This window comes from Microbulbifer variabilis (genome assembly GCF_023716485.1).
GTDB classification, from domain to species: Bacteria; Pseudomonadota; Gammaproteobacteria; order Pseudomonadales; family Cellvibrionaceae; genus Microbulbifer; species Microbulbifer variabilis_B.
In genome coordinates this window covers 4,362,385-4,384,528 of sequence record NZ_CP092418.1, presented here as the reverse complement: position 1 = coordinate 4,384,528, position 22,144 = coordinate 4,362,385, and the positions used below count along the sequence as shown (strand labels likewise).

At 53.3% G+C, this 22,144-nt stretch carries 18 protein-coding genes; 12 read left to right on the top strand and 6 right to left on the bottom strand.

All coding sequences use genetic code 11. From position 1 onward, the window contains the following. Nucleotides 1-84 precede the first annotated feature (84 nt). From glnE to MJO52_RS19155, 3 genes are all read left to right on the top strand, one after another. A complete protein-coding gene (gene glnE / locus MJO52_RS19165; RefSeq protein WP_252083559.1) occupies nt 85-2,928 on the top strand; it encodes a bifunctional [glutamate--ammonia ligase]-adenylyl-L-tyrosine phosphorylase/[glutamate--ammonia-ligase] adenylyltransferase in 2,844 nt (947 codons plus the stop codon). Between the two features lie 59 nt (nt 2,929-2,987). Further along, nucleotides 2,988-3,950 (top strand): branched-chain amino acid transaminase, encoded by a 963-nt coding sequence (locus MJO52_RS19160; RefSeq protein ID WP_252083558.1) that lies wholly within the window; start codon nt 2,988-2,990, stop codon nt 3,948-3,950. A gap of 266 nt (nt 3,951-4,216) precedes the next feature. Further along, nucleotides 4,217-5,590, top strand: a complete 1,374-nt coding sequence (locus MJO52_RS19155) for an O-antigen ligase family protein (RefSeq protein ID WP_252083557.1) — start codon at nt 4,217-4,219, stop codon at nt 5,588-5,590. A 44-nt stretch (nt 5,591-5,634) separates the two neighbouring features. Here the strand turns inward: MJO52_RS19155 and MJO52_RS19150 are convergent, their stop codons facing one another. Continuing rightward, entirely contained in the window at nt 5,635-6,966 is a 1,332-nt protein-coding gene (locus MJO52_RS19150) for a UDP-glucose dehydrogenase family protein (RefSeq protein WP_252083556.1), read from the bottom strand. Nucleotides 6,967-7,143: 177 nt separating this feature from the next. On the opposite strand from MJO52_RS19150, the gene MJO52_RS19145 reads away from it, so the two are divergent. Continuing rightward, complete coding sequence (locus MJO52_RS19145) at nt 7,144-8,034, top strand: ELM1/GtrOC1 family putative glycosyltransferase (RefSeq protein WP_252083555.1); 891 nt, start codon at nt 7,144-7,146, stop codon at nt 8,032-8,034. Here MJO52_RS19145 and MJO52_RS19140 read toward each other — a convergent pair. Together MJO52_RS19140 and MJO52_RS19135 are read right to left on the bottom strand one after the other, a co-directional pair. Next, a complete protein-coding gene (locus MJO52_RS19140) occupies nt 8,031-8,696 on the bottom strand; it encodes a YrbL family protein (protein WP_252083554.1) in 666 nt (221 codons plus the stop codon). The genes MJO52_RS19145 and MJO52_RS19140 overlap by 4 nt on opposite strands. Continuing rightward, the gene (locus MJO52_RS19135) at nt 8,693-9,811 is read right to left on the bottom strand and encodes a glycosyltransferase family 4 protein (protein WP_252086034.1); all 1,119 of its coding nucleotides are present in this window, start codon (nt 9,809-9,811) and stop codon (nt 8,693-8,695) included. The genes MJO52_RS19140 and MJO52_RS19135 overlap by 4 nt, the downstream gene beginning before the upstream one ends. Before the next feature lie 174 nt (nt 9,812-9,985). Here MJO52_RS19135 and waaA point away from each other — a divergent pair, with 174 nt between their 5' ends. Further along, nucleotides 9,986-11,284, top strand: a complete 1,299-nt coding sequence (gene waaA / locus MJO52_RS19130; protein WP_286037027.1) for a lipid IV(A) 3-deoxy-D-manno-octulosonic acid transferase — start codon at nt 9,986-9,988, stop codon at nt 11,282-11,284. 49 nt (nt 11,285-11,333) lie between these two features. Here the strand turns inward: waaA and MJO52_RS19125 are convergent, their stop codons facing one another. Next, nucleotides 11,334-12,866: a TolC family outer membrane protein gene (locus MJO52_RS19125; protein ID WP_252083552.1), complete on the bottom strand. Its 1,533-nt coding sequence runs from the start codon at nt 12,864-12,866 to the stop codon at nt 11,334-11,336. Nucleotides 12,867-13,221: 355 nt separating this feature from the next. Between MJO52_RS19125 and MJO52_RS19120 the strand changes: the two genes are divergently transcribed. The 4 genes from MJO52_RS19120 to MJO52_RS19105 are packed head-to-tail and all read left to right on the top strand — an operon-like array spanning nt 13,222 to nt 17,496. Beyond that, on the top strand, nt 13,222-13,872 hold the full coding sequence (locus MJO52_RS19120) for a paraquat-inducible protein A (protein WP_252083551.1): 651 nt from the start codon (nt 13,222-13,224) through the stop codon (nt 13,870-13,872). Beyond that, nucleotides 13,869-14,549 carry a paraquat-inducible protein A gene (locus MJO52_RS19115; RefSeq protein ID WP_252083550.1) on the top strand — a complete coding sequence of 227 codons (681 nt, stop codon included), beginning with the start codon at nt 13,869-13,871 and terminating at the stop codon, nt 14,547-14,549. The genes MJO52_RS19120 and MJO52_RS19115 overlap by 4 nt, the downstream gene beginning before the upstream one ends. Then, a complete protein-coding gene (locus MJO52_RS19110) occupies nt 14,542-16,926 on the top strand; it encodes a PqiB family protein (RefSeq protein ID WP_252083549.1) in 2,385 nt (794 codons plus the stop codon). Before MJO52_RS19115 ends, MJO52_RS19110 begins: the two co-directional genes overlap by 8 nt. Before the next feature lie 21 nt (nt 16,927-16,947). Beyond that, the gene (locus MJO52_RS19105) at nt 16,948-17,496 is read left to right on the top strand and encodes a DUF4136 domain-containing protein (protein ID WP_252083548.1); all 549 of its coding nucleotides are present in this window, start codon (nt 16,948-16,950) and stop codon (nt 17,494-17,496) included. 173 nt (nt 17,497-17,669) lie between these two features. Here the strand turns inward: MJO52_RS19105 and MJO52_RS19100 are convergent, their stop codons facing one another. Together MJO52_RS19100 and MJO52_RS19095 are read right to left on the bottom strand one after the other, a co-directional pair. Next, nucleotides 17,670-18,725 carry a glycosyltransferase gene (locus MJO52_RS19100; RefSeq protein WP_252083547.1) on the bottom strand — a complete coding sequence of 352 codons (1,056 nt, stop codon included), beginning with the start codon at nt 18,723-18,725 and terminating at the stop codon, nt 17,670-17,672. Between the two features lie 38 nt (nt 18,726-18,763). Further along, nucleotides 18,764-19,804, bottom strand: a complete 1,041-nt coding sequence (locus MJO52_RS19095; RefSeq protein WP_252083546.1) for a glycosyltransferase — start codon at nt 19,802-19,804, stop codon at nt 18,764-18,766. A 116-nt stretch (nt 19,805-19,920) separates the two neighbouring features. Here MJO52_RS19095 and MJO52_RS19090 point away from each other — a divergent pair, with 116 nt between their 5' ends. The 3 genes from MJO52_RS19090 to MJO52_RS19080 all read left to right on the top strand — a co-directional run bounded on the left by MJO52_RS19090 (nt 19,921) and on the right by MJO52_RS19080 (nt 22,092). Beyond that, complete coding sequence (locus MJO52_RS19090) at nt 19,921-20,619, top strand: NUDIX domain-containing protein (RefSeq protein WP_353505447.1); 699 nt, start codon at nt 19,921-19,923, stop codon at nt 20,617-20,619. Between the two features lie 85 nt (nt 20,620-20,704). Beyond that, entirely contained in the window at nt 20,705-21,226 is a 522-nt protein-coding gene (locus tag MJO52_RS19085) for a DUF1249 domain-containing protein (protein ID WP_252083545.1), read from the top strand. Between the two features lie 41 nt (nt 21,227-21,267). Beyond that, the gene (locus MJO52_RS19080; RefSeq protein ID WP_252083544.1) at nt 21,268-22,092 is read left to right on the top strand and encodes a phosphodiesterase; all 825 of its coding nucleotides are present in this window, start codon (nt 21,268-21,270) and stop codon (nt 22,090-22,092) included. Nucleotides 22,093-22,144 lie beyond the last annotated feature (52 nt).

Sequence of the window (22,144 nt, the reverse complement as noted above, 5' to 3'; positions counted from 1 at the left end):
CCCAAGTAGTTTGAGTTTAAAAATTGTGGGGCGGGAGAGCTGCCCCTGCAGAATTCCACATTTGGAAATAAGGATCGATTTCCCATGATTGATAGCGCCATCTGCCCCGAACCCCTGCGCCCGCAACTGCAGAGCCTGTGGCAAGACTGGCGCGAGGCGGCGGGCCCGGCATTGGCGGCTGAGGCAGAGGCGTTGCTACAAGAGAAAGCGCTTGGGTTGGCACTGGCACGCAGTTTTATCGGTTCTGAATTCCTTTATCGACAGTGCTGCCGCCAACCGGATTTCCTCTTGGAACTACTGCAACAGGATGATCTGGGCCTGCAATTGCCTTGCTTTGATAGCGATGAAACTTTAGATCTGGCTCTGCGTCAGCTGCGTAATCGAGCAACCGCCGAGGTTATTTTCCGAGACTTTGCCGGCCAGTGGGATATTCCCAGGGCCTGCCTGCGTCTCAGCGAGCTGGCAGAGCTCGCTATTAGCACGGCTTTGCAGTGGCACCACCGCCAGCTGGCACAGCGTTATGGTGAGCCCCGGGATAAAAGCGGGAGGGCTCAGTCTTTGGTGGTGCTGGGTATGGGTAAGCTGGGCGCGCGCGAGCTGAATCTCTCCTCGGATATCGATCTGATCTTCGCCTATCCCGACCCCGGTCATACCGATGGCGATCAATGTGTGGAAAACCAGAAGTTTTTCCAGCGCTTGGGTCAGCGTCTGATTAAATCCCTGGATGCCATCACGGCGGAGGGCTTCGTGTTTCGTGTGGATATGCGCTTGCGCCCCTATGGTGACAGCGGCCCATTGGTGAGCCATTTTGCCGCTCTGGAAGATTATTATCAGACCCAGGGGCGCGAGTGGGAGCGTTACGCCATGGTCAAGGCGCGTCCGGTGGCCGGCGATCAAAGCGTTGCCGCCGAGTTGATGGAGCTGTTGCGGCCATTCACTTACCGTCGCTATATTGATTTCAGTGCTATTGATGCCTTGCGCGAGATGAAAGCGCTGATTCAGCGACAGGTACGCGCCCGTGGGTTGATTGACAATATCAAGCTGGGGCGCGGAGGTATTCGCGAACTGGAGTTTATCGTGCAGGCTTTCCAGTTGATCCGCGGTGGACGTGTGCCGGCGTTGCGAGAGCGCAATTTGTTAACAATCCTGCCTTTGCTGGAAGCTGACGGCCATGTGGAACCTGGTGTCGCCGATGAGTTGGGCAACTGCTACCTGCTGCTGCGTCGGGTGGAGCACGCCTTGCAGGCTTATAAAGACCAGCAGACCCAAGCGCTGCCGCAGGACCCAGCAGAACGCGAGCGGCTCGCATTCGCCCTAGGTCGCGACAACTGGGATCAGTTGTCCAGGGAATTGGCTGCCGTTCGCAATGTGGTGGAGCGAGAGTTCGACACGGTTATTGCACCGCCGGAGGAGATTGCCGAGCCCCATGTGGCGGAAGAGTGGCAGGGATTGTGGAGTAGCTGTGGCGATGAGAGTAGTGAAGAGATCAATCTGCAGACCCTGGAGAATGCAGGTTTCAGTCCGGCGCCGGAGGCTCTGGAGTTGCTGCGGGATCTCAATCACTCTCCAATGGTAGTGGCACTGCCAGCATCTTCGCGTGAGCGCCTGGATCACTTTATGCCCTTGTTGCTGGCCGCAGCCAGTTTGCAGGAAAGACCATTGTTGGTGCTCGGTCGGGTACTCCCCCTGGTGCGCTCAGTGTTGCGCCGCAGCGCTTACCTGGTGCTTATCAATGAGAACCCCCCAGTACTCAGCCAGCTGGTACAACTGTGCAGTGCCAGCCCACGAATCGCCGAGCAGCTGGCGCGTCACCCCATCCTGTTGGATGAACTACTGGATTCTCGCCGCCTGCTGGCACCGGCCACGGCTGAAGATATTGCCGATGAGCTTCGCCGCGAACTGTTGCGTGTCGATCCAGCAGATCTGGAGCTGCAGATGGAAACACTGCGCTATTTCAAGCAGAGCCAGAGTCTGCGTATTGCCGCTCAAGAGGTCAGCGGGGCATTACCGCTGATGAAGGTAAGCGACTCTCTCACCTGGCTGGCGGAAGGCATATTGCAGCAGTCACTCAGCGTAGCCTGGGCGCAAATGGTGGATAAATATGGACAGCCGGCCGGCGCCACAGCTGAAGATATGCACTTTGCCATTGTCGCCTACGGTAAGCTTGGGGGGCTGGAATTATCCCACGGCTCCGATTTGGATATTGTTTTTGTGCACGATGCGGACCCCCAGCTTGCTACCGACGGCGCAACCAGTATCGACAATTTGCGCTTCTATACCCGCCTGGCGCAGCGCCTGATTCATATCCTGCAAACCCGTACCCTGAGCGGACCGCTGTATGAGGTGGATACTCGTTTGCGCCCTTCGGGCAATTCGGGCCTGTTGGTCACCTCAATGAAAGCCTTTGAAAAATACCAGCGCGAGAGTGCTTGGACCTGGGAGCATCAAGCGTTGGTGCGCGCCCGCCCAGTTGCGGGTAGCGAACAGCTCTGCAAGGACTTTGAGGCTCTACGCCTGAAATTGCTTTGCGAGCCCAGAAATGAGGGGAAATTGCGCGAGGAAGTGGTTGGAATGCGCGATAAAATGCGCTCTCACCTGGATAAAAGCAATGATCAAAATTTCGACCTCAAGCACGGCCCGGGCGGTATTGTCGATATTGAATTTTTGGTTCAATATGCTGCTCTGGCCTGGGCGCAAACTGCGCCCTCGATCGTGCGATACACCGATAACATTCGCATTCTCGAAAGTCTGAATGACGCGGGCCTGATGCCGGCCAAACAGGTCGAGCATCTGATCGACGCCTACAAAGCCTACCGATCTGAAGGTCATCGCCTGGCACTACAACAACTGCCAGGGACAGTGAGCGATGACCGTTTCACAGCGGAAAGAAAGACCGTTCTAACAAACTGGCAGCAATTACTCGGTTAAAACCGGCTTGGTCCTGCTGCCCGATTAAACTGTTTTTCAGGATTAGTGGGAGTTGCCCTATGTCTTTTGCCGACCGTGATGGCGTTATCTGGTTTGACGGTGAGTTGGTTCCCTGGCGCGATGCGCGCGTGCACGTCCTAACCCATACCCTGCACTACGGCATGGGTGTTTTTGAGGGGGTGCGCGCTTATGAGACCGATCGCGGAGCCAGTATCTTTCGCCTGCAGGATCATACCCGTCGTTTATTTCGCTCTGCGAAGATCATGAATATCCCTATGCCCTATCAAGCGGATGAGCTGAATGAGGCTCAGCGTCTTGTAGTCAGGGAAAATAATCTCCAGCACGCCTATTTGCGCCCAATGGTGTTTTACGGCTCTGAGGGGATGGGGTTGCGTGCAGAGGGGCTTAGTACCCACGTAATCGTCGCCTCCTGGGAGTGGCCCAGCTATATGAGCCCAGAGGCATTGGAGCGTGGCATCAAGGTCAATACGTCCTCTTATACTCGTCACCACGTCAACATCAGCATGTGCAAGGCGAAGGCCAACGGTAATTACATCAACTCAATGCTGGCCCTGCAGGAGGCGATTCGCAACGGTTGCGAAGAGGCGTTATTGCTCGATCCAGAGGGCTATGTGGCCGAGGGCAGTGGGGAAAACTTTTTCATCGTCAGGGATGGGATTATTTATACCCCGGAGCTGACCTCCTGCCTGGATGGCATTACCCGGGATACGGTGATTGAATTGGCCAGGGAGTGTGGCTACAGGTTGGTGGAGAAGCGTATCACTCGCGATGAGGTTTATATCGCCGATGAGGCCTTTTTTACAGGTACTGCCGCAGAGGTGCTGCCTATCAGTATGCTCGATGGCCGCTCCATCGGCAGTGGTCGCCGCGGCCCAATCACCGGTCGCTTGCAGGGACTTTATTTTGATGTAGTGCATGGTCGCAGTACCGCGCACCGGGGTTGGCTGAGTGATGTAGATGACACCGGCCTTCATGACACAAGCCATATTGCTGTAGCCTAACTCACCAGATTTGGGCTAAGTTCAGATCCTCCCAATTTCAGGTGGAGGGCACTTTAGAGTGCCTTCCCTGACCAGTCTCCAGGGGAAAGTAGTACCCTGCCTGTTGTTCTCGTAGAATGCTCAAGTAAATTATCCCTCTGTACTCAATAGGTGTCTGCCCATTGCAGACTTGGTGTGAATCGAAAGCATTGCATAGCGAATTCAATCTTTACCCCTGTTTAATGGGGTGTTGGTAAATAAGTCATTAAGGGCTGTGGGAGTTATTGGTGTTACCAATTAAAAACCTTGCGAAGGATTGGAAAGGCATTTTTGCTCAATTTTGGCAGCGCAATGAGCTGATCGATGTATCTACAAACTTGCAAATGCTAGGAGGCGCTCTGCTGCTTTTATATGCAGCACTATTTCCTTTGGGGAGCGATTTTGCAGATACCGCTAAAACTCTATTTATTGTTCTTACTTTTTGGGTACTTTTTACCCGTGGAAGAAACTGGCTCAACTCACCAGTCGGATGGTTCTTCGCTGCTGCTTTATTAGTTCAGATGTTGTCCTGGGCTGGTATGTTAATGGCATACCCAGAATGGACCGAGTCTTCCCCGAAATTCCACCGCCTGGGGCAGTGGTTTGTATTCGCTGCCATAGCCTGCTGGTTGGGCGGCAGTACTCGCAATACTTTAATTCTCTGGTTGACGGCACTACTTGCTCTGCTTTTGGCACCCTGGGTAGCGGGAGGGGGATTTGCTGAGTGGATAGATGGAGCTAGGGGGCAGCGAGTCGAATTTGGTTTCCATAATGCCCAGCATACCGCCATTCTTTTTGGTGTTGCACTGTTGGGCCTAGCCGTTTTCTCTCGTCGCTTATTTAGGTATACAGGACTGTTATCCATATCGAGCTTAGCCTGGGCTGTTGCTGTTGGTATATGTGCTCTGGCCGTGCTTTATTCACAGACTCGTGCGATTTGGTTTGCTTTGGCCGTATCTCTCTTCACTCTCTTAATCGTTTGTGTGTTTATAGTTCTTCGCAAGCAGGGTAAGGGAGTTTGGTTGCGTTTAATAGCTTGGGGGACGGTCATCGGTGTGGCCATGGTCGCCCTTTGGGTGAAAGTTGGGGATGTGGTGAGCAAGCGCCTCGGGCTCGAGAGGAACACCGTTGATGCTTTGCTTTCAGGTAATCTTGATTCGATTCCCTATTCTAGTATCGGTGTCAGGATCCATAGCTGGCATGCTGCGATGAATTGGATAGCTGAGCGCCCATTGCTTGGCTGGGGCGGTAAAGGTCGACGTCTCGTTATTCAAAATCTGCAAGGTATGCCATCGGAGTTCAAAAATACTATTGGGCATCTACACAATAGTTATCTTGATTTACTGGTGAACTATGGAGTTCTGGGCGCGTTGGTATGGGGAGTCCTCAATTGCTGGGTATTCATATTGGCTTATAAAAGCTGGCGCAGGGGTGTTTTACCTGGCGACTTCTTCTTATTTTATATCGGTTTTATGATTCTCTGGCTGATTGCGAATTGCTTTGAATCCTATCTTTTTTACTCCAGTGGCCATTTTATTTTTGGCATAGTGGTTGCTGGTATTGCTACCCATATTTTTCGCTGCAGGAGTGAATTTAGGCCTGAACCTGGCCGGAATCTCTAAGTGAGAACCTGAGGGGCTAAGCCCCTCAATGTCTTGTAGGGCACTTATACTTTTGGGCGTCCCACACAATAATAGTCCATGCCGCTCTCAGCCATGTGTTGGGGTTCATAGAGGTTACGGCCATCAAAAATAACCGGATTAGTTAACGCCTTGATAACGGCCTTAGCATCAATGGCCTTAAATTGCTGCCACTCGGTAGCGATAATCAGGGCATCTGCCCCAGATAACGCAACTTCCTTAGTGCCACAGAGTTGCATGTCTTCGCGCACACCGTATATCCGTTGGCACTCCTCCATTGCCTGAGGATCAAAGGCTTGAACCTTTGCACCGAGCTGCCAGAGTTGTTCCATCAAGGTACGGCTGGGCGCTTCGCGCATGTCATCGGTATTGGGTTTAAAGGCAAGCCCCCACAAAGCAAAGGTTTTTCCTTTCAGGTCCTCGCCAAAATGCTCTGTGATTTTTTGTAGCAGGTAGCTTTTCTGGGTTTGGTTACGCTCCTCCACAGCATTCAAAATACCCGGGGATACCCCCATTTGAGTTGCTGTAGAAATCAATGCTTTCACATCTTTCGGAAAGCATGAACCGCCGTAACCGATACCGGCGTAGATAAACTGGTAGCCAATGCGGGGGTCAGAGCCAATACCCTGGCGTACCTGCTCGATGTCTGCGCCCACATGATCGGCGATTTGTGCCATCTCATTCATAAAACTGATTTTGGTGGCCAGCATGCAGTTAGCGGCGTATTTGGCCAGCTCCGCACTGCGAACATCCATGGTGATGATTTTTTCATGGTTTCGGTTAAATGGCGCATAGAGCTGACGCAGTGCATTCTCTGCGGAGGTGCTGCGAGTACCAATAATGATGCGATCTGGTCGCATGCAATCGCTCACTGCAGAGCCTTCTTTAAGGAATTCTGGGTTTGAAACGACTTCGAAAGGGATATCTTCGGCATTACGTGTAGCCAGTCGATCAGCAATGGCCCTACTAACTAAATCTGCAGTACCCACGGGAACTGTAGATTTATTGACGATCACCTTGGTTTCGCTCATATAAATGGCGATAGATTCGGCCACTGCCAGCACATGGCGAAGGTCGGCTGAGCCGTCTTCGTCAGGAGGGGTTCCGACGGCGATAAAGATGACTTCCCCGTGCTCTACGCCCTGTGACGCATCAGTGCTGAAATTCAGCGTTCTATTTTTTAAGTTGCGCTCAATCAGTGGGGATAGGCCAGGTTCATAGATGGGGATGATCCCTTTTTTCAGATCTTCGACTTTCTTCTCATCGATATCAATGCACAAAATATTGTGGCCAACTTCAGCCAAAACTGCGGCCTGAACCAAGCCGACGTAACCGCTGCCAAATACCGTTACATTCATGAGTATCCCATTACCTGTCACTGGAGGGGCTGTGCCGCCCAAAAATATGCGCGCTAGTGTACCAGATATTGCCTCTAGGCCTTGGGGCGCAATTGGCATATCCCGTGTTCTCATATTCGCCGACAAGTGGGCAATAAGCTATGCTTGCGGCCTTTTACTGGCAGGGGTTCATTGGCTTTGCAGCTGAAGGTATGGCGTTTTCTCGATGGTAACCGGGCGCATGAGAAACAGAGTGCGGCGCTGGTTTGTGGCCTGGGTAAAAGTTTTGCTGGGCAGGTACAGAGTTTTGATATCCCTGCAGAGTTGAGCGCTTCGCGCATTTTCCTGGGACGGGCACAACAACTCGATCAGCTGCCTAAACCGGATTTCCTAATTGGAACCGGCCGCAAGAGCCGTATGCCGATGTTGGCCGCGCGCCGCCGTTACGGTGGTCGCGCAGTGTCGATAAATCGTCCGCAGCTACCTTTTGGCTGGTTTGATTTTGCGATTGTGCCGGAGCACGATCGGCCACCACCTCTGGAGAACATTATCCTAAGCCAGGGTGCCCTAACGGAGCCTCTACCCGATATTGGTCCTCAGGCTGGAAAGGGGTTAATTTTGCTCGGTGGACCGAGTAAACACTACTCCTGGGATCTTCAGGCTATCCGGGCACAGATAGAGCCATTGATAAGACAACCCCTTGATTGGCAGATTTCCAATAGCCGCCGAACGCCAGGTGGTACATTGGAAGCCTTGTCCGAGGGCAAGGCCCGCTTTATCGATTGGCGCTCATGTCCTCCCGGTTGGATTCAAGAGCAGATGGCCACGACTGAGCAGATTTGGGTGAGCGAAGATAGTGTTTCCATGCTGTTTGAGTCCTTACAGAGCCGCGCGAGGGTGGGGGTAATTCGGGTTCCCGGCCGGGATAAGTCCAATAAGGTCCGAGCTGCGGTGCAGAGGTTGATCGATCAGGGGGTCGTCAGTGAACACCTGGAAGAAGTCTTAGCGCAGCCGCCTCGCCAGCCTCTGGATCAGTATCTTTTATGTGCCAGGGCACTATTGCGCCGTTGTGGACTATTGGCCAATTAGCCTTTCAGGCCGCGGGCTTCAAACTTTCGCCAGGGTATCTTCTTGTCAGAGACTTCCCATTCCACGCGCAACCACATACGTTGGATACGGCGGTGGATATAACGCCTGGCAAAGAAACTGGAAAATTTCGGTAGTGGCAGGAACGAGGCGCAGCCCAAGCCATCGATAAGGTAAATCTGCAAACGCCCGTTTTCTCGGCGTAAGACTAGGTTGTGCGCGATCAGGTTTTTGGTCAGTACACCGTATTCCAAGAGCCAGCTGGCAAACTCTTGTAGTGCAATACGCACCTCTTCATCCAGGCCGTGTTTGTTTAAATATTGGCGTAGGGTGGGTGCCGGAGTTCCGCTCTCATCTAAGATCATATCGGTCACTGCGGCGGGGCCGAGGCTGGTCTGCTGGATCCCATACCAGCGGGGTAGGTGCTGCCACAGTCCGGCGCTATCCCGTTGAAGGGCACTTTGGCTATAGCCCTCCTGCTCACGCAAGTTATCGTCAAAGCTATCCAGGCCGCGTCCACGCTTATACCAGGGGGCCCTATCCAATAGTATTTGAGTGCGCCCAGGGCGCATCACTTTGACGCACAAGTGAGGCTCCTGCGGATGCTGATAGCAAAAGCGATTACCTCCACTGGCGAAGGGTTCACGATTGTTCAAATCTATCATGGCGCCATATTTCTCTTATTGTTGTTAAGCATAGTGCGATAGATTTCCATGGTGTGGGCGGCTTGTCGCTCTAAGGTAAAGGCTTCTGTGAGTTGGGGTCTTTGTTGAGGAGTGTCTAGTATCTCCAGGGTCTTCTTGAGGAGCATTTGCCTGTCCCCTTTATTGACCAGACCCTGTGGGAAGCAGGCCTGCAGGGATTCCGCCGGGCCGCCGATATCATAACCAATAATCGGTGTGCCTATTGCGGCGGCCTCGATAACGGTGCGGCCAAATGGCTCCGGGCGTTGTGAGAGATTGAAAACCAAATCGGACTGCTTGTACCAGTAGCGAATATCAGAGCGATGCCCAACAAAGCTGACACGATCCCCTATCCCCAGATTTCGTACTTTTTCTTTTAGTTCTTCTTCGTAATGGGCTTTATTCGCTTCGCTGCCACCGAGGATTACTCCATGAATATGGGGGTCTAAGGGGGCGAGTTTAGCAATTAGCTCAATAAAATCTTCCTGACCTTTCCAGCGGGTCAAGCGTCCCGGCAATAACAACCAGCGTTTCCCTTGGAGCTGTGGAAACTCCATACATGTCCGCTCCACCCATTCAGCTGGGAGACAAATTTGTGGGTGAAACTCTTTGGTATCGACCCCGCGATAGACAATTTGAGGGGGCCTCTGTAGGTCATTAGGGTAGTTCTCCAGCAGGTAATCGTTTACGCACTGTGAGATAGCGATAACCTGCTCGGTTTTTGCCATGATCGCACTGTAGCGGTTGGTCGAGTAGAGCCCGTGCGCTGTGCTCAGCAGCCGGGGACGTTTGTCCACGGGCATTTTTTTCCAGGCCAGGTAAGTAAGCCAGGCGGGCACCCGGGAGCGAACGTGCAAGATATCTGCATTTAATTTCTGCAGCAGATTACGCAAAGGACGCACTTGTAGCAGGCTGGTGAGGGACTTTTTATGGATTGGCAGGGTGATATGCTGTGAGCCTTCATGCAGTAGCTGCTCCACCATACGGCCGCCATTGGAAATGACAATGGATTCATGGCCGGCATGGACCAGTGCACGGGCAAAATCCAGGGTTCCCCGCTCAACTCCGCCCGAGTTTAAGGCGGGCAGTAGTTGCACAACTTTCAAGTGACCAGCTCCGAGTGACCAAGAAGAAAATGTTCTGCCAATGATATGATGGCCAGGTTTTGGCTTCCTGGCAGGGATCTCATTATATGCAGTGAAGCCTGAACCAGTACAGCTGGTGGTACGCCTTACCAGTATTTGTTTTCTCCCCGTGAAGCACTTTTGTCGATGCGAGTTCTGTACAACGTTATTTTTCGAGCGGCGATGCCACTTATTTTGCTGCGTCTGTGGTGGCGTGGCCGCAGCCAGCCCGAGTATCGGCTGCGCCTGGCTGAGCGCCTGGGAAAAGTGCCGAAGCGCCTTAGTTCTGCGCCTTTACTCTGGGTGCACTCAGTGTCTGTGGGGGAAACGCTGGCGGCGATACCGGTGATTACCCAGCTGGCGGCTCGCTACCCTCAGTGGCAGTGGCTGGTGACGACGAGCACCCCCACAGGTTCTGAGCGGGTGACTGAGGCGCTGCGCCCTATTCTTGGCGGCCGTTTACTGCATTACTACCTGCCTTACGACCTGCCAGAGTGTCTGACGCCATTCCTGCAGGCTTTACGTCCGAATATGCTTGTCATTGTGGAAACTGAATTGTGGCCGAATCTCCTGCACTTTTGCAGAAAGCGCAATATACCGACGCTGCTGGCCAACGCTCGGCTCAGCGAGAAATCTGCGCGCGGCTATGGAAAGTTTCCAAGATTTACCCAATCAATGCTGGCAAATCTGGATAAGGTCGTCGCTCAGTATGATGTGGATGCTCAACGCTTTGTAGAGTTGGGCTTGCCGGCGCCGCGGGTGCTGGCCAGTGGCAATATCAAGTTCGATCTGGATATCGGTTTAGGGTTGGTTAGTGAGGCCCAGGCCCTGGCTCACCAGTGGCGTGGGCCTGAGGAGCGCAAGGTGTGGCTGGCTGCCAGTACCCATGCCGGTGAGGATGAAATTATTCTGGATGCCTACCGGGCATTGCTAAAGACCAGTGAAAATTTACTGCTGGTGTTGGTTCCCCGACACCCACAGCGCTTTGAAAGTGTTGCACGGCTCTGTCAGGAAAGGGGCTTCCAGGTGGTTAGGCGCAGTGAAGGGCGGGCGCCATCTGTCTGTGATCAAATACTCCTGGGGGATACGATGGGAGAGCTGCTGCGCTTCTTTGGCGCTAGTGATATGGCCTTTGTGGGTGGCAGCCTGGTTCCTGTGGGCGGACACAATATGATTGAGCCAGCAGCCTGGGGGGTCCCGGTGGTATGCGGGCCTTTCCTGCATAACTTTTCCACAGTTGCCCAATTGCTAAAGGATGCTGGCGGCATGGTGATTGCCGAAGATGCAGCGAGCATAGCTGAACAGCTGGGTCTTTGGTTGAAAAATGATCGCCAACGTATGGCTGCAGGGCAGAATGCCAGAGTGGTGGCACAGGAAAATAGTGGCGCTTTACGACGTCTGCTGGATGAAATTGAGAGTCTGATGCCTGATTTGAAAGATCAGTGAGTGGCTCGGAGTCCACTCACTGATAGAGGTACTACTGAAAAATATGCGCTTATTTAGAAGGCGCTGGTGTGCCGGGAGGACTGGACTCGCCCACGCGGAATACATTGTTTGCTGGGTTCAGCATACTATCCAATTCTTGCAGATCCTTTGGTGACAATAGCCCCGCCACCAACTTGAGATTCAGGGTGTTGATGATGTAGTCGTAGAGGGCATTGGCATAATCCGTCTGAGACTGAAACAGGGTCCGCTGGGCCAATAACACATCGACGATATTACGCGTGCCTACCTCGTAACCCGCTTGGGTGGCATCCAGTGCGCTCTTGGCGGAGACTACCGCCTGTTGCCGCGCCGCCACACGGGAGACGTCGGTTACTACCGCACGGTGCAGGGTGCGGGTCGATTGAATAGTGTTGCGTTCGGTTAGATTGCGCAGATCCTGGGCCTGGAAGGACAGGTTACGTGCCTCGCGGCGATTGGCGCTAAGTAGGCCACCGGTGTAAATGGGAATATCTAAGCTAATTGATACGGTAGTGTCGCGGAAATCTTGATCGCGAGGAAATGTCGTACTTCGGTTTCGGGTTCGAAATTCTCCATCAAAAATTGCCCTCCTTGTTTGGTCACCTTCGGAGGTAGCTTTATTGTATGAGACAAAGCCAGTAAGCGTAGGCAGATGTTGACTCGCGGCTGAGCGGGCGCTGTAGCGAGCTGCCTCGGCATTCAATCGCGCAGCTTTGAGGTCGAAATTATTGGCCAGGGCAAAGTCGACCCAGTCGGCACGATCCGCCGGGACCGGCGGCGCTACCTGGAAACTCTCTATTAACGGAGCAACCTCATCGTGATAGCCGCCAGTTAATACAGAGAGGGCGTCAAAGGAAGAGAGTAAGTTATCCTGTTCCGTTAAGCGGCGGGCAACCGAGCTATCGAAAGCCGCTTGAGAATCATAAACGTCGGTGATTGCCGTCAGCCCCACCTCGAAGCGCTGCTGGGTCTGTTCCAGCTGCTTGGCCAGAGCCTTTTCCTCAGAGACGGCCGCTTCCAGCACATCATAGGCGCGTAATACATCGAAGTAGGCAGTCGCTACGCGGATCATCATATCCTGCTGGTTGGCGCTGTACTCTGCTGTGGCCCGTTCAGTTAGTTTCTTACCTTGCTGATAGCCAAACCAGGCGGGGGCATCAAATATCGCTTGGCTCAGGGTGGCATTGTAAATCCTATCGTCAAAGGTGCCTGTGTCTTTTTGAAGAAAATCAATGAGTTCAACATTCTCAACGTCATCTACATCGTCATTAACGGGTTCTGCTTGACCTGATTGATAATACTCGTGATTTCTCGCCGCCTGGATTTGAGCGTTCACCTGCGGTAACAAAGGTGCACGCAGCTGGTTTTTTGCCTCAATTCCAGCATGGTAGGCGGCGCGGTCTGCAGCCAGCTGGGGATCGTTATCCAGCGCCTGCATATAAATATCCCACAGGGTGTCGGCCTGGGCCTGCATGGCGCCGAAGCCCAGCAGGGTGGCGGCGATTAGTTTCTTCAGTGGACGCAACTGGCGGCCTTTCGGCGCTTTGCGGTTACTTCTTTTCATCTGTTTCAACTTCCTGTGGCGGGTGCGGTCTTCAAGCTTCTGTCAGTTCTCTGGAGCGGCACTCGAGTTTTGGTTCTCGGTGGGTTCCCTTGGCTCGCATGGTCCGATGTTGCTGCCAGTCTCCCCAATTAGCAGTCGCGAGAGTGTACCCGCGGCCAGTCTAAGCGTCGAGGCGACGCTTTCGGCTTTTTGGTATATCTTCGTTAAACCGACGCGAATGTGCGTTTACCGGTATCTGCCTGGCAGTATCAGGGCAGCATTGAATAGGGCAATGCCCCTACATTGCAATAGACGCGCCATGGAAGTATTTGGATGCGGCAAAAATTGTGCAGAATAAGGCAAGGACCTCTGGCACATGGATCAGCTGCGCATCAAAGAGCCAATACCCTGGCAGCGTGCCTGCCACGAGTGCGACCTGTTATTGACCGGCAGTGTGGCACCGCCCGGTCAAAAGCTGGTTTGTCCCCGGTGTCGCTGCACGTTGCACCGCAATAGCAATCACAGTGTCTATTACACTATTGCCCTGAGTCTCACCGGGCTGTTGTTATTTATTCCCTCTGCCAGCCTGCCATTACTCAAATTCTCAATTTTCTCTTTTGGTGCCGATAATACCCTATTGAACGGGGTTCACTCCCTCTACAAAGCAGGATTTATCTGGCTGGCGTCTCTGGTTTTGTTTTGCAGCGTGCTGGCGCCCCTGGGCAAATTTCTGTTGTTGTTATTTATTTGCTGTGGCAGTGCCTGGAGGCTTTTGGATCGAGCGGTTGCCTTTGCCGTACGCTGGTATCAACACATCAAAGAGTGGGGCATGCTGGATGTCTATATGCTGGGTATTCTGGTGGCATTAATTAAATTGAGAGACCTGGGCAAAATGGATGTGGAGCCGGGGCTCTACTGCTTTGGTGCCATGATGTTAGTGGCAAACCTCTCCTCTCTTAGTTTCGACCAAAATGCCATTTGGCAGCGAATTGCGCTGCGGCGTGTCCTGCGTGAGGCGGCCACATGAGTGCCCCGCAGAAAGCCCTCCAAAATGGAATGAGCAGCTGTTTGAGCTGTCACCAGCTGATTATTTTACCGGCCCGGGGAGGGCGTTGCCGCTGCCCTCGTTGTGGTGCGAGTGTTTATGGACGCATTGATGGCAGTTTGATGCTTACCTGGGCACTGACAATCACCGGTGCCTTGTTGTTACTGCCAGCAAATATCCTGCCGATTATGAGTGTTGTTTACCTTGGCGCCGGTGAACCCAGCACAATTATCAGCGGTGTTATGCAACTGTATAACAGCGGTATGTGGGGCATCGCTCTCATTGTCTTTGTGGCCAGTATCGCCGTGCCGGTAATGAAGCTACTGGGATTGGTACTGCTCTTGGTACAGATCCAATTGCGATTGCATTTTGTGCCCTCTCAAGCAATGAAAATATATCGGGTGGTTTCCGGAATCGGGCGTTGGTCGCTGCTGGACCTGTTTATGATTTCTATTCTGGCGGCGCTGGTGGACATGGGATTTATCGCCCGAGTGGAAGCAGGGCCGGGCAGTACCGCTTTTGCCTCGGTGGTGGTGGTCACCATGATGGCGGCGCGTTCTTTCGATCCGCGCCTAATATGGGATGCCCATGATGGCGATCTGTATGCAACCGCAGTAGAGCCGGAAACGGCTCACAGGAGTGCGGCGGAGAATGGCTGACAATACGCCAGTGGATAATGACACCATAGAACCCAGCGCCTATGAAGGCCCTCAGCGGGGACAAGTGCGCAGGAGTCGTGGCCTGCCGCTTGTGTGGATATTACCACTGGTAGCGGGTTTGATTGCCGCCTGGTTACTTTACCAGGATATGGCTGAGGGAGATGTGCACGCGAGCATCCTGTTTCACTCCGGCGATGGTCTGGTGAAAGGCAAAACGGTGGTGAAATATTCCGGTGTGGATATCGGCATAGTGCAGGATGTGCGGCTGGTACCCAATGCCAAAGAATTGAATGGTGCCGACGGTGTTTTGGCTGAAGTCAGTCTTAACCGCAGTGCCGAGTACCTGCTGGTTGAGGGCACCGAGTTTTGGGTAGTGAAGCCGGAACTCTCCATTACCGGTATCAGCGGATTGGAGACTTTGCTATCGGGTAATTACATTGCGGTGGAGTCCGGCAGTGGCAAGCGTAAGCGGGAGTTTGTCGCTCTGGATCGTCCACCGGCATTTATACGCGGCGACGGTTTACGCGTGGTACTGAAATCCCGCCGGCTCGGCTCCCTCAGCCGGGGCTCACCGGTGTACTACCGTCAGTTACGTGTGGGGCAGGTGGCCGATTACAGTCTCGACGAAAATGGTAGAGAAGTCAGTATCGAATTATTTATCCGGCGCGAGTACGGCTATTTGGTGCATCGTGGCAGTCGCTTTTGGAACAGCTCCGGGATTTCGATTGAAGGAGGGATCAGCGGTATTAGTATCAACCTGGAATCTCTCGCCGCTCTTTTTGCCGGTGGTGTCAGTTTTTACACGCCGGAATCCCAGCGCCAGTCGCCATTGGCGGTCAATGGCACAGAATTTAAGTTATATAAAAACTTCGCTGCCGCAGATGCGGGTATTGCCGTCACTTTAAATTTTGACCGAGGTGTCGATGTGACACCCGGTAGTACCAAAGTGTATTACCAGGGCATCAAAGTGGGTGAAGTCAGTCGGGCTAAAGCCAACAAGAGTATGAATGGAATGGAAGTACGTGTCCTGATGGACCCGGCGACCGATGACCTGCTCAGTGAAAATACTCGCTTCTGGTTGGCGCCGCCCACTTTTGATTTTAGCGGCGGCTTGAATGAATTAATTCAGGGTAACCGTATCGAGGTAGATCTGCGTCGGGGGAAGCGTTCTCAGCGCACTTTTTCCGCGCGCGCTTCGGCACCACAAATGGACCCTAGGGTCCCTGGACTGCATTTACGCCTCACCTCCCGCAACCCGGGCTCACTGCAGCGCGGAGCCCCCGTATATTTTCGCCGTATCGAAGTGGGCAAGGTACAGGGGATGGAATTGCGCAGAGATGGCGAAGGCGTAGAAGTGTATGTGGTGATTGAACCGCGCTATGCACACCTGGTTAGGCCAGGTGCCCGCTTTTGGAATATCAGTGGATTGCGCGCTAGTGCGAGCCTGAGCAGTGGCATCAAAATACAGGCGGATTCGTTGATGTCTTTGTTGCGTGGTGGTGTTGCTTTTGGCATCCGGGGTGGGGAATACGAAAAGGGTGGACCTGCGCAAAATGGCGATCAGTTTCCTCTGTATCGCAGTCGCGAAGCGGCGATGGAAGAAGGCATTGAAATAAGTATTAATTTACCCAGCGCTGAGGGGCTTAGGGAAGGGGCTCCGTTGCGTTACAGAGGTGTGCAAATTGGAGAAATAACCCGCTTGCGCCTCGGCAGGGATCTCGGTGAAGTTCAGGCACGAGCAAAGCTCTACCATCGCGGTGGCAATTTTGCCCGTGCCGGCACCCGTATCTGGGTGGTGTCCCCGCAGATTGGTATCAGTAAAGTCGCGCACCTGGACACGTTGATTACCGGTCGCTACCTCGCCCTGGAGCCCGGCGGCGGGCCGCCGGAGACAGAGTTCTACGCCGAGCTTCAGGCCCCGAAGGAGGATCTTGCCGAAACTATGAGCCGACCCGGCCTGACGGTAATACTCGATGCAGCCAGGCGCGGTTCTCTGGTGGCCGGTAGCCCCGTTTATTATCGGCAGGTGCAAGTGGGGGAGGTTACTGGCTTTGAGCTGGGAGAGTGGGCGGACCGGGTATATATCTTTGTGCACATCGAGCCAGAATATCGCCCGTTGGTGCGTGAGCATACGGTTTTTTGGAACGCCAGTGGTGTGGATGTGAATTTTGGGCTGAAAAGTGGTCTTAATGTTAATACCGAGTCTGCTCAGGCTCTAATTAAAGGGGGCATTGCTTTCGCCACGCCCGAGCCGCCATTTATGGGGTTCGAAGTGGAATCCGGTAGCCACTTTCCACTCTACCCACGGGCGGAACCCAAGTGGTATAAGTGGAGCCCCAAAATAGAGCTTTATAATTATTCGGAACCGGTCAAATAAATAACAAGGTAAGGAGCATTTATGCGTTATATAACCATGGGATTAATGACTCTGCTGTTCTTGGCCGGGTGCCAGGAAATGCAAGTGGAGCGGGTGAGTACGGGGGCCCAACCGGTGGCTTTTTCTACCTATAAATGGGGAGTGACGCCACTCAATGATGCGGATGCCTCAGCACAATTGGTAGAGCTAGACGAGGAGATGCGCAACTCAGTGGCGGCGCAATTACAGCAGCGCGGTTACCGAGAGGTGGCCCAGGACCAGAATGCAGACATGGTCGTGGATTATCAGGTGGCTGTGGTTGATGAATTTTTTTCTGGCGATACCCGAGATCCAAGCTGGGACAAGCAGTTTGATAGCAATGCACCCCAGGATGTCGTGGAGCTGCCGCCGCTCACCGATGCTCCGCTGGTGATTATGAGCGTGGGGATTGGTCGCCCCGACGGCGCGATAATTTGGGGGGGCAGGGCCAGTGAACTCCTAACTCGCCCAGACAGTATTGAGCAGCGTCAGCGTCTGATCTCACGGGGCGTGTATGAATTGTTGAGGGATTTGCCTCAGGCCTATCAGTGAGCCGAAGTATCATCGCTCTTTATAAACCCCTCTAGCTTATATCCCACCGCCGGCTGTTGGTCGGCGAAATTCCTCAAATATCAGAAAGTTAGCAGTTATTGTTTTTTTCTTTTCACGGCCCATACAGGCTGGGCCGTGAAAAATACTTAACGAGTTTATTAAAATTTAATGAGTTAGGGGGGCCCACGTCGCATCAGGGTTTCGTAGAGTTCAATATAGGAATCCACAATAAACTGCTTCGAATAGCCTTTTGCATACACCTCCGCAGCATTCTCGATCAGGCTCTGGCGCAATTCTGGATTATCCAGTACGGAGCGGATGGCCTTGGCCAGGGCATCGGCATCGTCGATAGGAGTGATTAGGCCGCTATGACCATCGCTGATGACTTCCCCCGGGCCTTGGGAATTGGTGGCTACGATTGGGCATCGGTGTGCCCAGGACTCCATCACAATTGAACCCAGCCCCTCGTGCCGTGATGGGCATACGAACAAATCTGCGGTGCGCATCAGGGTAGTGACGTCGTTGCGCCAACCGAGGAAGCGCACGCGCTGGTCCAGACCGAGTTTATGGCACAGGGCTTTCAGGTTGGCCTCTTCGGGACCTACGCCGGCGAGCCACAGGGTGGCATTGGGTATTTGCGCCAGAGAGTGCAGCAGGACTTCGAAGCCCTTGTTGATGTGCAGACGGCCTGCAGCGAGGATGAGGGGCTTGTCCTCCGGTGTATCGAAACTGTTGCGTGGCAGCGGTTCTACTGGAGTTTCATCGGCAAAATTGGGGATATGAAAAATCCGCTCCCTGGGAATGCCACCATCAATCATATGCTGGCAAATACCCTTGCTGATACCGATCCAATAATCCGCGTGCCGGTAGTACTTCAGGTTGTAGTAGTGGCCGAGTCGACTGACCAGCAGGTAGTTTTTAGAGTTGGGGGTGATAATGGTGGCACGCCCCATCCAGGTCATAACGATGTCTGGCTGCCAGTTATTCAGTGCCTCGCGGTAGATTCTGCGGCCTAGAAAATCCAGTTTGCCGCCAAACTTAAAACCCTCGGTTTCAACCCCATTTTTGCGCAGCGCTTGCACGCGGTGATCGTGGTTGCGGATAAAGGCTTTCTCATTAATCTCATTGCGCGGGTTCAAACCGCTTACCAAACGTACGAAAAAATTTTCTGCACCGCCGTGTTCGGCACCGGCGAGGACCTGTGCCACTCGAATTGGTTTGCTACTCATAAATCCAACGTATTCTGTGTAATTCTTTCGGTGACCCGTTATTTCAGTGTGCCATCCAGATTGACATCACGGGCCCAGGCGTAGTCGTGACTAAAGGGTTGCAGGCTGGTGGCCTCAACAATGTATTGGGCGTAAAGCTTCGAGTTCATTTGGGTGTGGAAAAATTCCCGGGCTTTAGCTGCCCAAGCACGGCGCTTGGCATCGTCGCTATGGAACTCGCGGATTTTTTCCAACAGGTCCTGCTCATCAGAAAAGTAAACCACGCTCTCTGGGGGCAATAGCTCGTCGAAGTGCAGCTTGTCACTGGTGAATTGCAAAATACCATTACCGGCAAGCTGGGCCATTCGCGCAGAAGAGTACCAGTAATGGGTGTCTTGGCGATTAAAATTCAGTCCCATTTTAGTTTGCGCGAGTGCGCGATCGTAGTCTCGTCCCCATACTGGCGCTTCACCAAAGCTGCCGTAGGTTTTGAAGTTCAGTGAATCTCCCAGGGTATCCTTGAGATTTTTCACCATTTGCAAGCGCTTGGTGAAATCATTGCTGTTGCTACAAAACAGCAGATCAATAGACAGATCAGTGCGTTCGGCATTATTGAGGTTTTCGATAGAGGGTTCGACCGGGTTGGGCATATGGTAAACCCGGGCGTTAATGCCCTCAAAAATACTCAGCTCGCGACGGCCGGTGGAGACGAAGATGGCATCGGCCACTTCGGCGCGGTGTTTGATACGCTCAACATTGCTGAGCACGAACAGTGGATCGTTATTGCAGTGTGCGATTAGGCAATTGGGCTGTTGTTGCTTGATCGCCTTTAGGGTGTCGTTACTGATCATGTCGCAGTGGCCGGCGATGATCAGGTCGGGCTCAAATGCTTCAACCGTTTCTAACAGGCGGCGATTGGCTTTGCTCACCCCTAGGTCGCGGATTCCGAAGGGCGCTTCGAAGGCGGCCACATCCCGGTCGCTGAACACCTGTGTGTAGTGATCGTTTTTGATCAGGCCAAAAGTCAGTTTCTGTGCCCAGCTAACCCGCGTCTTACCGTAACGGCGCAGTTGCTGGTAGGCGATATTGAGCACTCTCATGGTGGTGCGGTCTCTAAAAAAATCCAGGAAGATATTACGTATGGCCGCTTGCTAGAGGGGCTGGTACGGTGGGCGCAGAGTATAACAGCTGCATCCCGGTCATATAGTGTTCGAGTATGCAGACCCCAGTCGCGCAGAAGGTCAGCGAACTAATGTCAAAAATGAAGAGTCAAAAGGGGTTGTCCCCAGAGTTTTCCGCAGATTCTGTAGAAGTTGTTTCCAGGGAAACGGTTTATAAGGGATTTTTTTCCATGTTGCGGCTACGGCTGCGCCATCGCCTTTTTCGTGGTGGCTGGAGTGAAATCTTTACTCGGGAGCTGTTTGTACGCGGTCCGGCAGTAGGGGTATTGCTCTACGACCCTGAGCGAGACCTTGTTGCGCTTACCGAGCAGTTTCGTATTGGCGCCCTAGAGCGGCCGGCAGGCCCCTGGTGTCTGGAAGTGGTGGCCGGCATGGTGGAAGCCGGGGAAGACCTAAAAGATGTAGCTCGGCGTGAAGTATTGGAGGAAGCGGGGCTCAAAGTGCAGGAATTGCACTTTATCCACAGTTATATGCCCAGTGTTGGCGGGAGCTCCGAACGGCTACACCTGTACTGTGCGCTGGTGGACTTGAACTGTGCGGAAGGTTACTTTGGTTTGGAGCAGGAAAACGAAGATATCCGCTTGCGGGTGTTTTCCAGGGATTCGGTACTCGCCGCCATGGCGGGGGACTATGCTCCAGGAGAGAACCCTATCGATAATTCGGCCACCATTATTTGTATGCAGTGGCTGCAGTTAAACCGGGCAAAATTAACAAAACACAGGCCAACTGCCTGACCGTCACTTGCGTTACGCAATGTTACCTGCGTATAGAGCAAACTGAGATCTGAGTCACGGCGGCCAATGAATTGGAGTGTTGATAATGGCTCTACTGGGAGAAGCGAAGGCGCGGCAGCAAAGGAAGTTGAAAATGTCGCCAAATGGCAACGCTAGGGCGGTGTATCGAGTCGATCTACCGTCTTATCATGCCGATTGTGACGCCAACTACCTGCGCTTGAGCAAATTGTTGCCTGAGCTTTCACAAAGAGCGCTTTGGCGCTACCAGTTGCCCGGCGGCACTCTGGTGTTGAGAGTAGTGGAGCGCTCCAGATATACCACGGAGGTGTCTCTGGTGGCGGAGGTAAATCTTAACGAGTGCCAATGGCTGGAACCTCCCGACTTGACTGTACGCCTCTACCACGATGCGTGTATGGCGGAGGTGATTAAAGCCAATGGTCGCGGGCCGGTGGGTGGTAAAGGAGTGGATACCGCCTATCCCAATCCCCGTATGCAGCATGCAGATGAGAGACCCCAAGCCAATCGCTTCCTTGGTGAATGGTTGGAGTACTGTCTTGCAAATGGTCGTGCAGAATTTGAACTGGTGTTGGATGGCCAGAGATTTTAATTCTGCTGCAGAACACACGGATGTGAACACAAGGTGAGCAAGTGATTCGCGAGCACAACAAGTCGGATTCACCCCTGGGGGTGACTTCGCACCGTCTTATCCAGATCACAGATCCACATATCGGCAGCAGGCCCGATTATCAATTATTGGGTCTGGATACCGGCCACACCCTCGATGAAGTTTTGACCTCTCTCCAAAGCAGGCAGCCCCATGCCCGGGCTCTGGTCGCCACTGGCGATATCAGCGCCAATGGTTCTGAGGCATCCTACTGCCGGTTCTTAGAAAAGACCCGCATACTTTCCATGCCCTGGTACTGGCTGCCCGGCAATCACGATGTGAGTGCCCGCATGAAAAAACTGGCCCCCAATCGCTGTATCGATTTGGTCTCCTTGGGGGATTGGCGCCTGCTGCTGTTGGATACCAGTGTGACAGGGCAGATTTGTGGTGGCTTGGACAGCGCGAAACTGGAGCGCCTTCAGTTGCTCCTTTGGGAGACTCGCGATCACCCGGTGATTATTATGATGCATCACCAGCCGGTCCCTGTGGGGAGTAAGTGGATTGATGGCCATATGCTGCGCGAAGGCTGTGAGACATTTTTGCAAATAGTTGATCAGGCCCCCCAGGTAAAAGCCTTGGTTTGGGGGCATGTACACCAGCAGTTTGACAGCAACCGAGGCCATCTCGGTCTGCATGCCACTCCCTCTACTTCGGTACAGTTTACTCCCGGCAGTGGCCCCTTCGCTGTCGACGAAGAGATGCCCGGCTACCGCTGGTTTGAACTGTATAGCGATGGCTCCTACGAAACCGGTGTGGAGCGGGTGGCTATCTCCAAGTATTGTGTCGATCTCGCCTCATCCGGTTATTGATTTAAGTCAAACCGCTGCGAATTCGCAGCGGTACTTTCACTAAAGCTCTCAA

Bases quoted from the DNA above. Each gene is read 5' to 3' on its own strand.
- glnE (WP_252083559.1), top strand. From the start codon at position 85: ATGATTGATAGCGCCATCTGCCCCGAACCCCTGCGCCCGCAACTGCAG.
- MJO52_RS19160 (WP_252083558.1), top strand. From the start codon at position 2,988: ATGTCTTTTGCCGACCGTGATGGCGTTATCTGGTTTGACGGTGAGTTG.
- MJO52_RS19150 (WP_252083556.1), bottom strand. From the start codon at position 6,966: ATGAATGTAACGGTATTTGGCAGCGGTTACGTCGGCTTGGTTCAGGCC.
- MJO52_RS19140 (WP_252083554.1), bottom strand. From the start codon at position 8,696: ATGATAGATTTGAACAATCGTGAACCCTTCGCCAGTGGAGGTAATCGC.
- waaA (WP_286037027.1), top strand. From the start codon at position 9,986: ATGCGAGTTCTGTACAACGTTATTTTTCGAGCGGCGATGCCACTTATT.
- MJO52_RS19125 (WP_252083552.1), bottom strand. From the start codon at position 12,866: ATGAAAAGAAGTAACCGCAAAGCGCCGAAAGGCCGCCAGTTGCGTCCA.
- MJO52_RS19120 (WP_252083551.1), top strand. From the start codon at position 13,222: ATGGATCAGCTGCGCATCAAAGAGCCAATACCCTGGCAGCGTGCCTGC.
- MJO52_RS19115 (WP_252083550.1), top strand. From the start codon at position 13,869: ATGAGTGCCCCGCAGAAAGCCCTCCAAAATGGAATGAGCAGCTGTTTG.
- MJO52_RS19110 (WP_252083549.1), top strand. From the start codon at position 14,542: ATGGCTGACAATACGCCAGTGGATAATGACACCATAGAACCCAGCGCC.
- MJO52_RS19105 (WP_252083548.1), top strand. From the start codon at position 16,948: ATGCGTTATATAACCATGGGATTAATGACTCTGCTGTTCTTGGCCGGG.
- MJO52_RS19100 (WP_252083547.1), bottom strand. From the start codon at position 18,725: ATGAGTAGCAAACCAATTCGAGTGGCACAGGTCCTCGCCGGTGCCGAA.
- MJO52_RS19095 (WP_252083546.1), bottom strand. From the start codon at position 19,804: ATGAGAGTGCTCAATATCGCCTACCAGCAACTGCGCCGTTACGGTAAG.
- MJO52_RS19090 (WP_353505447.1), top strand. From the start codon at position 19,921: ATGCAGACCCCAGTCGCGCAGAAGGTCAGCGAACTAATGTCAAAAATG.
- MJO52_RS19085 (WP_252083545.1), top strand. From the start codon at position 20,705: ATGGCTCTACTGGGAGAAGCGAAGGCGCGGCAGCAAAGGAAGTTGAAA.